Genomic DNA, 15,861 nt, shown 5'->3' on the forward strand with positions numbered 1-15,861 from the left:
ATTTTTCTACTTACTTACATCGAATTCAGGTTTTTTTAAACAGAGAGTGGAGGTGTATTCATTGAACGGGGAAAATTCAACACGCAAAATTCAAAGGGCGTTAATCCTCTTCACGAGTAAAGAAATCCCGTTTCATATAAAGTTGAAACTCCAACGGGCTGCTTTCTTTGAACTCATCTACTTCCAGGTCTTCATAGATATCCTCATCAAACTGCATGTCCGTTTTTTCAATCTTTCCGTCCGGATGAACAATCAGCTCAGTGCCTGAATAATCTATAGGATTGACAGAAACCAATACCTGATAATCGTCAAACACCCGTTTGAAGTACTTGTAAACTATAGCGTCTTTTTTCCCCATCGGGTCATTGTTAATTGTTTCAATATAAAATTAATTACTACACCACTGCCAATGCCTATGAGTGCACCGGCCAGAATATCGCCAGGAAAATGCACCCCTAAATACACACGGGAGTAAGCCACCAAAGCGGCCCAGGGAAATAGCCAGCCAATGTAACGCACCGAATCTTTAAGTAGAAGCCAGCAGAACATGGCTACTGCAAAGGAGTTGCTTGCATGGCTGGAAGCAAAGCCATATCGGCCTCCACAACCTTTTAATAAATGAACCTGCCCTTCCAGCTCCGGGTCGTAGCAAGGTCTTAAACGTTCCACCCAAGGTTTAAGTAGGCCGGAGGCAGTCTGGTCGCTCAGAAGAATGAGCAAGCCAATGCCGAGCAACACTGCCCAGGCCGGTACCTTACTATATCTTATGAGTGAATACAACAGAAAAGCATAGAGTGGAATCCATACGTATTTATTGCTAATCCATGGCATTAACCAATCAAATAGTGCATTATGGGTTCCGTTTAAAACACGAAACAAGTCTTTGTCCAGTGCCTCGATGTATGAAATTAAGCCAGCCAATCGATTCCTTTTTTAAGCATGGTCAATGTTTGGGCTTCGGCCGATCCTTCTTTGGGTTGATGATCATATTCCCAGCCCGCCATGGGAGGTAAGCTCATTAGTATAGACTCCGTTCTTCCGTCTGTTTCTAAGCCAAACTTTGTACCTCTGTCCAGCACTAGATTAAACTCAACATAACGGCCTCTGCGAAGCATTTGCCAACTCTTTTCTTTTGGGCCAAAGGGCTTCACGCTGTTCTTAGCCATAAAATGAGTGTAAATCGATGGGAAAGCAAGACCCACATCCTTCACAAAGTTGAAAATATCCTGCTTGTTTTTGCCGTTATCGGCCGACAGATGATCGAAGAATATTCCGCCAATTCCCCGGGTTTCCTTCCTGTGTTTTATATAGAAGTAATCATCAGCCCACTGCTTAAACTCTTGGTAGTAATGCGGATCATGTTTGTCGCAAACGGCCTTTAGCTTAGAGTGAAACCATCGGGCATCTTCCATGTCTACATAATGAGGGGTAAGGTCTATGCCTCCTCCAAACCAATAGGTTCCATTAGACATTTCAAAGTACCTGATGTTCATATGAATAATAGGTACCCAAGGGTTTTCAGGGTGAAGAACAATAGAAACACCAGTGGCAAAGAAATGACCTTCTGAGAGACCAAATGAGTTCAATATTTTTTCCGGAGTTGGCCCAAAAACCTCAGAAAAATTAACGCCACCTTTTTCTATGATATTTCCTTTACGCACTATCCGGCTGCGTCCGCCACCGCCACCCGGACGCTGCCATTTGTCCTCTTCAAAAATGGCCTTTCCATCAGCATTTTCCAGCGACTTGCAAATATGGTCCTGTATATTTCTAAAAACGGCTGCAATGTCTTCTTTAGTCAACTCCGGCATGGCGCAAAATTAGCTTTTTAGTGCGAAGATTAAATACTGACCAAACAATTAGACAGATACAACCTTTTATTCTATACAGAGTGCAATCAAAAAGCTAATGATCGTTAGGTTTTTCGGTAATCGATTGAATTATTGACTAACTTTGACGAGTAGATCAGGATAAAACCTCATGGATTTGACCAAAGAGATTAAGAAGACAGCGAAGACAACGACAGCGAATCAAATTCCTAAAAATATTCTAGAAAAGGCCTATCGACTTATGCAAACAGCCTATAATATGGCTGTTCTGTACGATGAGAATCGGGCAGTTTGTAGTAAATATGTGCATAGCACTTCTCGGGGTCATGAAGCCATTCAATTGGCAGCAGCCTTTCAATTGAAAGCATACGATTTTGCTGCCCCTTACTATAGAGACGAGTCCATTTTGTTGGGAATAGGCATGCAACCACACGAGTTGATGCTCCAGCTTTTGGGAAAGAAAGACGATCCCTTTTCCGGTGGAAGAACATATTACGGACACCCTTCCCTTAAGCGAGAAGGCTTCCCTACCATACCGCATCAGAGTTCAGCTACGGGCATGCAGGCCATACCAGCCACAGGCATGGCTCACGGTTTGCATTACCTGGAAGAGCAAGGCCTTCTGAAGGGCAATAACAAGCCTGTGGTGTTGTGCTCACTTGGCGATGGTTCTGTAACCGAAGGGGAGGTTTCCGAAGCCATGCAAATGGCAGTACTGCACAAATTACCTATTGTATACCTTATTCAAGACAATGATTGGGGGATAAGCGCTACGGGCAGCGAAATGCGGGCCATGGATGCTTTTGAGTTTGCTGCCGGATTTAAAGGTATGGAGCGCATGCGTATAGACGGATCTGATTTTGTGAACTCCTACGAAGGCATGCAGCAGGCTTTTCAATATGTAAGAGAAAAAAGAGCCCCAATATTGGTTCATGCTAAAACCCCGTTGCTAGGACACCATACATCAGGTGTGCGAAAAGAGTGGTACAGAGGAGACCATGACCTGGATATGCACCAGAAGAGTGATCCAATTCCTAAGTTGAGAAAAAGCCTCAAGGCTGCGGGTTACAAAGAAACTGATCTGGTGAAGTTGGAAGACGAGGCAAGAGCCTTTGTTCAGTCAGAATACGCCAGAGCACTTAATGCCGATGATCCTGATCCGGCTACTGTTTTAGACCATGAATTTGCACCCACTCCAATTACCGAAGAAAAAGGCCAAAGAAAACCGAGAGGAGCTGAGAAGGTGGTGATGGTTGATGCGGCTTTGCATGCAGTTGATGATATTTTGAAAAACCATCCCGAGGCCCTTTTTTATGGTCAGGATGTGGGCGGAACTCTGGGAGGTGTTTTTCGCGAAGCGGCTACGCTTGCCCAGAAATATGGAGACTCAAGGGTGTTTAATACCCCTATTCAGGAAGCATACATTGTAGGTTCCACAGCCGGAATGTCGGCAGTGGGCGCCAAGCCCATAGTGGAGATTCAATTTGCCGATTATATATGGCCGGGGATTAACCAGTTAGTAGAAGAACTATCCAAAAGCTGCTATCTCAGTAAGGGGCAGTTTCCCATACAGTCGCTCATAAGAGTGCCAATTGGGGCCTATGGTGGAGGCGGGCCGTACCACTCTGGAAGTGTTGAGTCTACTTTGCTCAACATAAGAGGAATAAAGGTAGTTTATCCGTCCAATGCAGCCGACATGAAAGGTCTGATAAAAGCGGCTTTCCACGATCCTAACCCGGTGGTTATGCTCGAGCACAAAGGCTTGTATTGGTCTAAAGTTCCCGGTACTGAATTGGCAAAGACTTTCGAACCGGATTCGGAGTATATTATTCCTTTGGGTAAGGCCCGTATAGATCAGGAAGCTTCTGAAGAAGCTGTTGAAAATGGAGAGTCTTGTGTGGTAATAACCTATGGCATGGGCGTATATTGGGCCAAGGCGGCCAGCAAGCGCTTTGAGGGACGCGTGGAAATACTGGATCTAAGAACCCTAAATCCAATTGACTGGGAAGCGATAAAGGTTGCGGTTAAACGACACAACAAGGCTATGGTACTTACCGAAGAGCCTTTGTTGAATTCATTTGCCGAGTCTTTGGCCGGTCGAATATCTCAACACTGCTTCCAGGAACTTGACGCTCCGGTTATGGCCTATGGTGCCGAAAATCTGCCGGCTATTGCACTCAATGTAGACTTGGAGAAGGCCATGCTGCCAACTCCGGAAAAGGTAGAGGCACAGCTGGAAAAGTTGTTGAACTATTAATCTAAAAGGTTGTAGGAAGTTGCTAAGGCAGGGTTTTTAGCCTGCCAAGAGCTTTTTGATTGCTGAGCCTGAGGCATTGTGCTTAGAACGGATAACCTACCGCAATATTCCAAACTGTTTGTCCCTGTCTGGAACGAGAGAATGGCATTTGCCAACGCAGACCCTCCGGAAAACGAGGGTCTTTTATTTTGTGGCCGGCATCGAACCTGAAAACCAGAAAATTAAAGTCGAACCGCAAACCCAGCCCTGCTCCAATAGCAATCTCCTTGTAAAAATCGGAAAAGCTGAAGGCACCTCCGGTCGAAAGACGCTGTACCTGCGAAGGGTCGTCACTGGCAAACTCCTGAAAACGCCATACGTTGCCCGCATCGATAAAGAAAGCCCAATCGATAAAACTGGTGATATTGCCCCTGTATTCCAGGCTAAGCTCTAGCAAAATCTCACCCGGCTGCTCAAACCGATAGCTTTCTCTGCCCGTTCGTAACGGAACCAATTGGCCATCAATTATTTCGTTATTACCATCTTCATCGAGTTTATAAGGGTGGGCCGAACCCGGCCCCAGTCGTCTTGGAAACCAGGCTCTGTTGCTGTTGCTACCTCCGGTAAAGAAGTAGCGTTCGTAAGGTAAGGCCTTCTCATCGCCATAAGGCAGGGCGTAGCCCACGTTTACACGCCAATGCAGCGATTTGTCTTCTCCCAGCGGAATATACTTTCGGTAGTCCAATTGAGCTTTGCCAAACTTAAAGTAGGTCAAAGAGTCGCTTTCCAATAGGCCGGTACCGATCAGGTTGTAAATGGTGCCTCCCGCTTCCAAAAACACACGTAAATAGTCCGATGGTTTTTCTGTATTGCCATAGTTGTTATTAAAAATGGCGTTGAAGTTTGTGGCAGAAACAAATGATTTGTTAAAGGCCTGAGCCAGTGTATTTCCTTGTAGTTCAAGATCGTCCAGTTGCTTTTGAAATGCCGAATCAATTCTGGATGTGTTTACAAGGTTAATTTCCGATACGTTTAAGCGATAGGAAATATTACCTTTCTCGTTTTGCCATGAATAACCGTATGAGCCATTAAGGTTTTGCCTGGAATACTCCGGTCTGTTAATAAATGAATATCCCAAAACCAGAGAACTTTTAGCATTGAACGATCTGCGGCTAAGCTCACGCGAATTGAAAGGGGTTACGAACCGGGGGAATGTAAGGCTCACATTGGCTCCGTATTGAAGGTTAGAAATACTGAATGTTCCTTCCTGTTCGGTAGCAGAAGAAACACCATCAGAGCCAATAAAACCATTGAACTGAAGGATTTCTGCACCTCCAAAAGTATTTCTGTTTCTCAAAGAGAGGTTGTAGAAGGGGCCAAAAGTCCCTTCCGTTACATTCACACCAAGTTCTTGGGTAAGCTGATAGCGTTGCAGTGGTGCGGTGTATATGTTGGCTACAAACTTATCTTGAACCAGTGTAGTGTCAAAGTTCACATTGGCGAATCGGAAAATGTCCATGTTCAAAAGTTGGCGTTGGGTGTTCACCACATCAGAATATCGGTAGAGTTGGTTAGGTTCTAGCTTAAGACGGGTGTCCAATACCTTTGGAGAAAAGTATATGTCTGAGAAGTTGTATTTAATACCCAGATAGTTCATTGCATCTAAGATTTCCTCATTTCCACTGGTGTTGAACACTATGGAGTCAATCTTAAATTGTTTGTGAAAATCTCTGTTGGCAGGCTTGTTTATGATGGTGGTTATCCATAGGTCTTCAGACTTGGGTGCGTATTCAACCACAAACTCTATAAATCGCTTATTAAACTCAAAATACCCATTGTTTCGGAGCAATAGGTCCAATCGGTCTTGTTCTTTTTCCATGTTAGCCCGGTCATAATACTCGCCCACCTTTAAGTGCGAATTGGCCTTTGCCTCGGTGATAATTCGGGTAATGGTTGTGTCGCCAGTTCGAAGCATTAGGCTATCTATGAAGCTGCGTTTTCCTTCTTTTATGCGAAAGGTTTGGGTTATTTTGCGGCCTTTTTCTTTGGTTTCTATGGTCACTGCAGACTTCCTGAAACCCTTACTCATGAGGTAGTTTCTAATACGAACAGCCGACTGTTCAATTAATGCGCTGTCGTATACGGCCAAAGGAGATCCGGTGCGCATGCGCCCATTGCCAAGCCGCAACTCCTTGTTGTAGCGGTCTACCTTTCTGCTTTTCTTGGCTTCAAGCTTTTTGGTAGATTTGCCATTGGCTTGCCGTTCTTCGATTCGGGCATCAATTTCTTCTATGAACTCTTCTTTTTCGCGAGCCACCTTGGCGGAGTCGAAGGCCCTTTCACCGGTTTCATAAATATAGGCACCAATAGGGCCAATAATGGGGAAACGAGTATTAGGCTCAAGCAAAATCTGATCGGCTATATCATTTTTATTTGCTTTTTTTACACCGGCAATCTCCTGTTTATAGAGTAATTTTTCACCTTGTTCAAGGTATTTTACTCCCGTACAAGAGGCCAGTAAAACCGAAATGATTAATACGTAGAATAGTCTTTTTCCTCGCTTCACGAACAACATCAATATGCTCTCTAAACGCCAATCAAAGTACTTTAAATCTCTGCAATTAAAAAAATATAGACAGGCCGAAGGTAAGTTTTTGGTAGAAGGGGCAAAAGGAGTGGAGGAAGTACTCAAATCCGATTGGGAAGTGGAAGCGCTTTTGGCTACTTCGGAGTACCTGAAAACGTTAGATAAGGGGTTATTTCGGAAAAAATTTGATGTGTTTGAAGTAAAGGAGAACGACTTGTTGCAGGTGGGTACCTTTAAGTCGAATAGTACCGGGCTGGCTGTGGTTAAAATGCCGGAACAATCGCTCAATGCCAATTGGAAAGAGGAAATGGTGCTGGCTCTGGATCAGGTTAACGACCCGGGTAACCTGGGGACAATTGTTCGCATTGCAGATTGGTATGGAATAAAGCAAATTGTTTGCAGTCGGGATACTACCGATGTATTTAGCCCCAAAGTAATTAATGCTACCATGGGATCTTTTACTCGCGTAAAGGTGCATTATACCGATTTGAGGAGCTTTTTATCTGAGTGTGAAAGACATGTTTACGGAGCTCTGTTAGACGGTCAATCCATTTACCAAACGAAACTTCAACACGGAGTTATCCTAATGGGGAGCGAGTCGCATGGTATATCGGAAGAATTGAGGCCACTGGTAACTCACTCCATAAAAATACCGGGTCGGGGAGGAGCTGAGTCGCTCAATGTGGCAGTAGCCACTGCCGTGGTGTTGGATAATTTTGCCCGAAATATTTAAGCTTCGCTACTCGCTTCGGCCATCATTTGCTCAGCTGTAACTTTGCCCAAATATTTATCGATGATGTAATGGGCAATATAGAGGATGGGGGTAAGGCCTACGGCAATTATAAATTTATAGATGTAGTTGGTTACTCCCACGGCCAAAACCTGAGTGATACTCCACGGACCTAAAAAATAAAAGGCTACAAAGAGTACCACAAAACTATCGATGAGCTGCGAAACAAGAGTAGAGCCTGTTGCTCTGAGCCATATTTTTTTCTTTCCTGTAATTTTCCGCAGCTTATGAAAAACAAACACGTCTACAAACTGACCCACTACAAAGGCTACCAACGAAGCAAAAATAATGTTTAAACCTTGTGAGAGAACTTTTTCAAATGCGTAGTTAATATCAAAAGGCTCTCCTTTTTCATTTACAGCATTTACTTCGAGCCAAAAATCGGCCGGAATAAGCTTCATGGCCAGAAAAATAACGAGAAAAGCGTAGGCAATAAGCCCTACTGTAATGAATGTGATTCTTCTAACACCTCTCTTTCCAAAGTATTCATTAATGATATCGGTAGTTATAAATACCACTGGCCAAAGCACAACACCGGCCGTTAGGTTAAACTGCAGCAGGAAGTCTCCGAAGAGGGGAGTATTGAGAGGTTCAAATCCAAGGGTCTTTTCAAACGAAAAAATTTTACCTCCAATCAATTCTGCAATCAGCGCATTGGTAATGAAAATACCGCTGAGAATAATGAAAAGGCTATTTTTCTTATCGGAGAGAATGGATTTGGCCATACTAGCTGTCTAATATAAACTCTTCTCCTTCAATTGCCAGGTACGATTCTGCAAAAACCTCCCGTGCTTCTGCCTCAAGTGGTTCCAGTTCTTTGTATCGGGCCGAAAAATGGCCTAACAGTAATTTCCCTACGTTAGCTTTTTGGGCAATAGTGGCAGCTTCTTTGGCCGTGCTATGGTAGGTAGAAGTGGCTCTGTCTAAATGCTCTTCTAAAAAAGTAGCTTCATGATAGAGCATATCTGCCCCTTCAATTATGGGTATAATGGACTCATCATATTTGGTGTCACTACAGTAGGCATATCGAAACGACTGACGAGGCGGGAGCGTCATGTCTTTATTTTTATACAGAAGCGTACCGTCTTCAGCATAAATGTCTTCTCCTTTTTTAAGGCGAATGATGTTTCTTACGCTCATGTCATCGGGGAGCATTTCTCTACGGATTCTCCTGTTCTTTGTTTTTTCTTCGAACAGAAAGCCGCTGCACGGAATGCGGTGATTGAGCGGAATGGAGTGTACGCAAATGAGTTCATCTTCATGGATTACCTGACTGCGGCTGGCATCTACTTCAATAAACTTGAGATCATAATTGAAGATGGTTTCAGAGTAGCGGAGTTGCAGGGTAATTATTTCGGCCAAGCCCCTGGGGCCATAGAGGTTCAATGGTTTGTTTCTTCCCATAAGGTGCATGGTTGAAAGCAAGCCCATAAGCCCCAGGTAATGGTCGCCATGTAAGTGCGATATAAAGATATTGTTGATGCGCTGAGCCCTGAGCTTGTAACGTTTGAGTTGTAGCTGAGTGCCTTCACCGCAATCCACCAGGTAATACTTGCCTTCTACATTAACCAACTGCGAGGTGTGGTTTCGCCTGTGCGCAGGCGTGGCAGAACTAGAGCCTAATATTTTTACCCTGATGCTCAAACCTAAGCTTTATTCTTCTTCCTCGCTTGGGCTATTTGCCAAAATAAGGTCTTTGGCAGCTTCGTCAGTGGCCAAAACTGTCAAAACATTTTTTAGCTGAGAGATGGTTAAAAGTTTATCTACAAAAGAAGTGACTTCGCTAAGAATAAATGCTCCGCCATTTTCGGTATAGGCTCTGTTGCCGGTGAGCAGGGCGCTTAGTCCGGAAGAATCGGCATACTTGGTTTCAGAAAGGTTAAGTATTAGGTTTTTAACTCCTTGAGCCTGAAGGGATACTAGTTCCGATTTTAGTTCAGGAGAAAGAGTAGAGTCTAGTTTCTCTTCCTGAAGTTTGAATACGGTAAACAGCTCTTTTTTGTCTATTGAAAACTTCATAGGTTATGCTTTGCTAAATAATTTTTAATGTTTTTTTCAATGCGTTCTACAACGTTTGTTCCAGTTTCCTTTTGGAAGGTTTCACCTGTCACTTTTTCATACAATTCAATGTATCTGTCAGAGATAGACTGTACCACCTCGTTGGTCATGGTAGGAATTTCCTGCCCTTCCTTACCCTGAAATCCATTTTCTATGAGCCACTGTCTCACAAACTCTTTCGACAGCTGCTTTTGTTTTTCTCCTGATGCCTGCCGGCTCTCATAGCCCTCTTTGTAGAAGTATCTGGATGAGTCAGGTGTATGAATCTCATCGATCAGGTAAATTTCATTGTTGAATTTACCAAATTCGTACTTGGTGTCAACCAATATGAGCCCTTGTTTGGCGGCTATTTCAGTGCCTCTTTCAAACAGTGCTCGGGTATATTTTTCCAGTTGAACATATTCTGCTTCGGCCACTATGCCCTGTCTGAGAATCTCTTCCCTTGAAATATCTTCGTCATGGCCTTCTTTGGCCTTGGTGGTAGGGGTAATGATAGGGGTGGGCAGTTTATCATTTTCTTTGAGCCCTTCGGGCAGACTTACTCCGCAAAGAGTTCTTTTTCCTTCACGGTACTCCCGCCAGGCATGGCCTGCCAGGTAGCCTCTAATGACCATTTCTACCGCATAGGGTTGGCATTTTAGACCTATGCTCACATTGGGGTCGGGCGAATCGGTAATCCAATTGGGAACCACATCTTTAGTAGCTTCCAGAAATTTCTGGGCTATTTGGTTCAGTACTTGCCCCTTGTAAGGAATGGGTCTTGGTAGTATTACGTCAAAAGCAGAAATGCGGTCGGTGGCCACCATGGCCAACTTGTCTTTGAAAAAGTAGATGTCTCTTACTTTACCGCTGTAAAATCCTGTTTGATTGGGGAACTGGAAATTAGTCTCCTTAACACCTTCGATCATCGGGTAAAAATAGTCAAAATTCGTTTGCTGATAGCTGGCGAATTAATTTTCTGTTGTGCTCATTAACTGGCCTCGGGAATAGGTTTCTGTTTTGAGTAGTTTTTGCTCTTTGTTGTAATAGGTCCAGGTACCTTGTTTCACATCGTAGAGGTGGTTTCCCTTTACTTTTACTTCGCCCGATTCAAAATATTCGTAGTATCTGCCCGATTTCTGACCATTGAGATAGTTGGTTTCCGTATGTTTCTTACCACTGGCGTAATAGGAAGTTTCTACTCCTGTGTTGCGTCCATATATGTATGGGACAGATTTTACGAGCTGTCCTTGTTCATTGTAGAACTTAACCAGTCCGTTTATATGGCCTGACTCGTGTGGGGTTTCAGTTTCTACCTGACCATTTTCATAGTAGGTCTTCCAGGTTTTGGCCTTTTTTCCATCTACATATACTTGTTCGGTTTTTAATTGGCCAGACTTATAGTATTCTCGTAGCACTCCATCTTTGGTAATTCGGGTGTAGTTTTCTACCCACATTTTCTCACCGGTTTCGTAGTAGGTTGTGTTTATTCCTGTTTTTGCTCCTTTCTGAAAGTGCTGTACTTCTTTGGGTGCACCACTTTCATAGTAGGTTTTTCTCACCCCATCATTTATTCCGTCTATGTAGGAGCCTTCTTCCAGCAACTGCCCGTTGGGGCTGTACTTCTTATAGGCTCCGTTTTTGTAACCGTTTACATAGTTGTAAACGCCTTCTTTCTCTCCGTTGGAGTAAAAGGTTTGGTAGGTGCCGTTAATTACGCCATTGCTGTAGGTGAAAACAGAAGAGGGTTTCCCATTGGCGTAGTAGGTTTTGGCCGGTCCGTTTTGCTTCCCGTTCAGGTAGGTGAATTCTTGCTTTATGTTGCCATTGTGAAAATACTCAATAGCAGGCCCATTGGGAATTCCGTTGGTAAAGGTGGTTTCTCCTTTAAGTTTACCATCATCGTAGAAGGTTTTAACCTTTCCATTCAAAACGCCATCTATGTAACTGCCCTTTTGAATAGGTGCTCCGTTTTTTGCGTAGACCTCAAAAGGGCCTGTTTTCTTACCATTCTTATAGGTGGTTTTAGAGAGTGTCTTGCCATCTTCATAATATTCTATGAAGAGCCCCTGAGGTTTTCCTTCAACAAATTCACCCTTCATGGCAATTTCTCCCTCTTCATAGTATCGGGTGTATGAACCGTGAATTTTGGTGGTGTCTCCATCAAGAATAGTGTAAACCTCTTTTACATTTTTAAACTCGGGAGGGTAGAATTTCTTTATAGTATCTTGACCATAGACGTACTGAACCGCGAGAAAAGCAATGATGTTGAAGATTGATCTTTTCATAAAAAAAGCCTTACGTAAAATTACGTAAGGCTCAGATATTTAGTATAGTAATCCTACATTTTCTCGATAACAATGGCCGAAGCTCCGCCACCACCATTGCAAATACCGGCTACCCCAATTTTGCCATCGTTTTGTTCCAATACATGGCAAAGGGTGGTTACAATACGGTTTCCTGAGGCTCCCAGCGGGTGGCCGAGTGCCACGGCTCCACCATTTACGTTCACCTTGGCACTGTCTAGTTCCAGGGTTTTGTTGTTGGCAATAGCTACTACTGAAAACGCCTCATTAATTTCATAGAAATCTACCTCTTCTTTAGATACTCCGGCTAGTTTCATGGCCTTAGGTATGGCCAACGCAGGAGCTGTGGTAAACCAAAGCGGATCTTGCGCTGCATCGGCAAAACCACGGATTTTGGCCAGTGGTTTTACTCCCAATTCTTCTGCTTTTTCTTTGCTCATGAGCACCATGGCCGAGGCTCCATCGTTTATCGTAGAGGCATTGGCGGCAGTAACTGTTCCTTCTTTGGAGAATACCGGGCGGAGAGCCGGTATTTTATCGAAGAATACATTTCTGAATTCTTCATCTTCGTCCATAATCACAGGATCTCCTTTTCTTTGCGGAATTTCTACGGGGATAATCTCACTTTTGAATTTGCCTTGCTCTGTAGCCGCGGCAGCTCTTTTGTACGAGTTAATGGCATATTCATCTTGTTCTTCGCGAGAAATGTTCATTTCTCTGGCGGTGTTGTCGGCACAGTTGCCCATGGGGAATCCGTTGTATACTTCCCATAAACCATCTTTTAAGAGTCCGTCTACCAACTCACCATTACCATATTTGTATCCGTAGCGAGCCTTGGGTATGTAATAGGGTATGTTAGACATGCTTTCCATACCACCGGCTACTATTACCTCTTGTTGGCCGAGCATAATGGACTGTGCCGCGAGCATAACCGACTTCATTCCCGAAGCACACACTTTATTGATGGTAGTGCAGGGTACTTCGTGGCCGATGCCGGCACCAAGGGCTGCCTGACGAGCCGGAGCCTGTCCTAAGCCGGCCGAAACTACGTTGCCCATAAAGACTTCCTGAACTTGCGATGCAGCCACACCTGCTTTTTCCAAAGCACCTTTAATAGCTATAGAGCCTAGCTGAGTAGCCGAAAAACCGGCTAGTTTGCCTCCAAAACTACCAATTGGTGTACGTGCTGCAGAAACAATATATACTTCCTTCATATCTAAATTATAGTTTTCCTAACGAGTGTTAGCAAAGATAAGAAATAGGCTCAAGATTGAAAGGAGAATGAAAAGGAGATGTCGGGTATAGGATTTAGTTAAGAAGTACTCATTTCCCACAAACCTTTAAAATTGAGAAGCTTTGTGGTTGAACTACCGGCCGGTCGTCAATCAACTTACCAGTCTGGTTTGTCAGAGTCTTTCTTCTGGGTGGCCTTTCTCTTCTTTTGTTGCACATACTGGATCTCATTGTTTTTCATGGCCTCCAGTATCATTTGAGCCTTTTCTAGCGGAATATTCATTTCCTTCAGCTTCTCCATGAGCTTTTGCATAGGGTCATCTTTTTGCTCACCCTCTTTTTGCTCTTGTTGTTCTTGCTGTTGCTTATCGTTTTTTTGCTGCTCCTGCTCTTGCTGCTCTTTGTTCTGATCGTTCTTTTGCTCCTGATCTTGTTTTTGTTGCTGATCTTTTTGGTCTTTCTGATCCTTGTTCTGTTGATCTTGCTTTTGCTCTTGTTGTTGATCTTTCTTTTGGTCTTGCTGTTGCTGCTCTTGTTGTTGTCTTAGCAGTTTTTTCAGCAGCTCATAATTGTATCGGGCTTGTTCGTTAGAAGGGTTTTTGAGCAAGGCATTCTTAAAATTGCTGAGGGCAGAGTTCATAAAAGACTCCTTTTCATCGGGCGATTGCTCACTCATTTTGTAGGCAATTATACCCAGCTGATTGTGGGCCGAAGAAGCAAGAACTGGCTCTGCTGCACCGGCAACGGTTTTGTAATTCTTATCGGCAATATCAAAATAGCGAAGGTCTCCGCTAATGGCGCTTAACTGAGCACTGTCTTGTACCTGGGTTTTGCCGCTGCTTATGTCGCTCAATAAGCCCATGTTGTCTCCCCCATATGACAGTAAATAGGCTGCATGGGCTAGGTTTAAACGGGCCTTATAGTCTTCTACTTCTAAACTATCGAGCAGAGATACATAGGCCGTAACAGCTTCGGCATACTGGCCTGTTTCGTAGGCTTCTTTGGCCGTACGCTTAAGCTTGTTCGATCGGGCAATTTTATTTACCGGATCTGTAACCCCTCCCAGTATAATCAATAAGCTGATAATGTATTTCATATCCTTAATGTCTTTCTTCTAATGAGCGCGTCCAGAGCCAAAAGCACTAGCGCACCCAGCACGAAATAATAAAACTTATTGGCCGAGGCATCGATCATTCGGGCATCGCGCAATTCGCCCTCTACTTCGTTTATAGCCCTAATGAGTCGAGCTACATCGTTTTGATTTTCATTGATTTCGAAGTATTTGCCACCGGTATCAACGGCCAGTTTTCTTAACGATTTGGAGTTGAGCTTTGTTACTACCTCCTGCCCATTTCTGTCTCGTTTAAAACCATTGGCCTGCCTTATTTTTGAACCTGTTTCTGTTCCCACACCAAGAGCAAACAACTGAATGCCACTTTTTACAATCTCTTTGGCAGCCTCATCAGTTTCATCGCCAAAATCTTCTCCATCGCTAATCAATAAAACAATCTTTGCCTTTTGTTGGGTAATGGGCGATTCAGAATCTTCGAGCTTGTCTAAAGCCATTCGTAGGGGAGCACCAAAATCGGTTCCTGCGTTGGGCACCAGGCTGGTGTTGAGAGTGCTGATGAATAAACTAAGCGCACTCTGGTCGTAGGTAAGAGGACATTGTACAAAGGCTTCGGAGCTAAAAATAATCAGGCCAATGCGGTCAGAACTAAAGGCGTCTACAATGTTTTTAAGTTCAAATTTAATTTTCTCCAGTCGGGTAGGTTGAATATCGAAGGCGTTCATAGATTGCGATAGGTCTACCGCTATATATATATCCTTACCCTCCGACTTCACCTCTTTAGTGGTTTCTCCAAAAGAAGGGCCCAGCAAGGCTATAATAAGCAAGGCCATGGCCATGCTACGGAGCAAAATCTTGAAAACGAGCGGTCGAAAGGAGGTTTGTAGCCTCCTGGCCACCATGAACATTCGAATAATATATGCGGAGTAGGCAATTATGAATATGCCTATAAATACCCACTCTGTTGTTCCAATACTTTTAAACCAGGTCATATTTCAGAAAGCCAAATATATAGAAGTATACCTTTATATATAAGCCACTCATCAAGTGTGGCCATTTAGTGGGTGTTAAAGATTGTTAAGGCTTGCTAAATCGACAACTAGGTGTTACACCTATTTTTTAAATCTAAGGAAATATACCTACTAAAAGGCTTTGGGGAGGCTCTACATTTGAAACATAAGTAAAGCATTATGAAAACGCTCAAAACCTTTTTCGCCTTCTTTGTTTCGCTACCCTTATTGTATTTGCCGGTAGAGCTGGCACTGGGTGAAAAATCGGCTGATGCGAATGCGCTAACTAGTGAGCAGGTGGCCTTCGACTCCCATAGCTTCTCGGCAGGAGAGTGGATGACCAGCAATTTGGCACTGGTTAATGAGCAGGCGAAAGTTTCTAAAGAGCACTTTACTTATGAAGAACTTGAAACCGTAAAGCCCGAAGGTTGGGAACTTCCCACAATGGAACAGGCTGTTAGTTTACTAAAAAGCATGGGATTCAACCAGAGTTCAGGATATATTCCTTCTGACTATTATAAGGTCAACTGGCAGTATTCAGGCTATGTAGACCCAATTTTGGGCAAAGTAAATGAAGGCGAGAAGCTTCTGTTGTGGGTTAAAGACAATGGTCAGCACAACTACATTTCCATTAGCAAAGACAATTTAGAATTCACCCCTGGAAAAACTCTGGCACATGCCAGACTTTCGGCCAGGCTGGTAAGAAATTAGCATATACATTTAGTGTTTTGGTTAAAAGGGGCTTCTCAGATGGAGAAGCCTTC

15 protein-coding genes are annotated in these 15,861 nt (G+C 43.7%); 3 read left to right on the forward strand and 12 right to left on the reverse strand.

All coding sequences use genetic code 11. From position 1 onward, the window contains the following. Positions 1-100: 100 nt before the first annotated feature. The 3 genes from B3O12_RS08890 to hemF are packed head-to-tail and all read right to left on the reverse strand — an operon-like array spanning position 101 to position 1,811. A complete protein-coding gene (locus B3O12_RS08890) occupies positions 101-358 on the reverse strand; it encodes a hypothetical protein (RefSeq protein WP_189630696.1) in 258 nt (85 codons plus the stop codon). Further along, on the reverse strand, positions 337-921 hold the full coding sequence (locus B3O12_RS08895; RefSeq protein ID WP_286756031.1) for a phosphatase PAP2 family protein: 585 nt from the start codon (positions 919-921) through the stop codon (positions 337-339). Before B3O12_RS08895 ends, B3O12_RS08890 begins: the two co-directional genes overlap by 22 nt. Next, a complete protein-coding gene (hemF, locus tag B3O12_RS08900; RefSeq protein WP_189630697.1) occupies positions 909-1,811 on the reverse strand; it encodes an oxygen-dependent coproporphyrinogen oxidase in 903 nt (300 codons plus the stop codon). The genes B3O12_RS08895 and hemF overlap by 13 nt, the downstream gene beginning before the upstream one ends. A gap of 169 nt (positions 1,812-1,980) precedes the next feature. Between hemF and B3O12_RS08905 the strand changes: the two genes are divergently transcribed. Continuing rightward, complete coding sequence (locus B3O12_RS08905) at positions 1,981-4,086, forward strand: alpha-ketoacid dehydrogenase subunit alpha/beta (protein ID WP_286756033.1); 2,106 nt, start codon at positions 1,981-1,983, stop codon at positions 4,084-4,086. A gap of 82 nt (positions 4,087-4,168) precedes the next feature. Here B3O12_RS08905 and B3O12_RS08910 read toward each other — a convergent pair whose 3' ends face one another. Further along, a complete protein-coding gene (locus B3O12_RS08910) occupies positions 4,169-6,631 on the reverse strand; it encodes a BamA/TamA family outer membrane protein (protein ID WP_189630699.1) in 2,463 nt (820 codons plus the stop codon). Between the two features lie 13 nt (positions 6,632-6,644). On the opposite strand from B3O12_RS08910, the gene B3O12_RS08915 reads away from it, so the two are divergent. Then, complete coding sequence (locus tag B3O12_RS08915) at positions 6,645-7,385, forward strand: TrmH family RNA methyltransferase (RefSeq protein WP_286756034.1); 741 nt, start codon at positions 6,645-6,647, stop codon at positions 7,383-7,385. Here B3O12_RS08915 and B3O12_RS08920 read toward each other — a convergent pair. From B3O12_RS08920 to B3O12_RS08955, 8 genes are all read right to left on the reverse strand, one after another. Continuing rightward, a complete protein-coding gene (locus tag B3O12_RS08920; RefSeq protein WP_286756035.1) occupies positions 7,382-8,167 on the reverse strand; it encodes a queuosine precursor transporter in 786 nt (261 codons plus the stop codon). The two genes, B3O12_RS08915 and B3O12_RS08920, sit on opposite strands and share 4 nt — an antisense overlap. Position 8,168: 1 nt before the next feature. Next, complete coding sequence (locus tag B3O12_RS08925) at positions 8,169-9,086, reverse strand: ribonuclease Z (protein WP_286747468.1); 918 nt, start codon at positions 9,084-9,086, stop codon at positions 8,169-8,171. A gap of 9 nt (positions 9,087-9,095) precedes the next feature. Next, on the reverse strand, positions 9,096-9,461 hold the full coding sequence (locus tag B3O12_RS08930) for an STAS domain-containing protein (protein WP_189630703.1): 366 nt from the start codon (positions 9,459-9,461) through the stop codon (positions 9,096-9,098). After that, positions 9,458-10,408: a phosphoribosylaminoimidazolesuccinocarboxamide synthase gene (locus B3O12_RS08935; protein WP_286756036.1), complete on the reverse strand. Its 951-nt coding sequence runs from the start codon at positions 10,406-10,408 to the stop codon at positions 9,458-9,460. Before B3O12_RS08935 ends, B3O12_RS08930 begins: the two co-directional genes overlap by 4 nt. Before the next feature lie 42 nt (positions 10,409-10,450). Next, entirely contained in the window at positions 10,451-11,767 is a 1,317-nt protein-coding gene (locus B3O12_RS08940; protein WP_286756037.1) for a toxin-antitoxin system YwqK family antitoxin, read from the reverse strand. A 53-nt stretch (positions 11,768-11,820) separates the two neighbouring features. Then, entirely contained in the window at positions 11,821-12,999 is a 1,179-nt protein-coding gene (locus tag B3O12_RS08945) for an acetyl-CoA C-acyltransferase (protein WP_189630706.1), read from the reverse strand. Between the two features lie 176 nt (positions 13,000-13,175). After that, positions 13,176-14,114: a hypothetical protein gene (locus B3O12_RS08950; protein WP_286756038.1), complete on the reverse strand. Its 939-nt coding sequence runs from the start codon at positions 14,112-14,114 to the stop codon at positions 13,176-13,178. Continuing rightward, positions 14,111-15,079 carry a vWA domain-containing protein gene (locus tag B3O12_RS08955; RefSeq protein ID WP_189630708.1) on the reverse strand — a complete coding sequence of 323 codons (969 nt, stop codon included), beginning with the start codon at positions 15,077-15,079 and terminating at the stop codon, positions 14,111-14,113. Before B3O12_RS08955 ends, B3O12_RS08950 begins: the two co-directional genes overlap by 4 nt. 198 nt (positions 15,080-15,277) lie before the next feature. Between B3O12_RS08955 and B3O12_RS08960 the strand changes: the two genes are divergently transcribed. Beyond that, complete coding sequence (locus B3O12_RS08960) at positions 15,278-15,808, forward strand: hypothetical protein (RefSeq protein ID WP_189630709.1); 531 nt, start codon at positions 15,278-15,280, stop codon at positions 15,806-15,808. The last annotated feature ends 53 nt before the right edge of the window (positions 15,809-15,861 follow it).

The organism is Roseivirga sp. UBA838, from assembly GCF_002296035.1.
Lineage (GTDB): Bacteria > Bacteroidota > Bacteroidia > Cytophagales > Cyclobacteriaceae > Roseivirga > Roseivirga thermotolerans.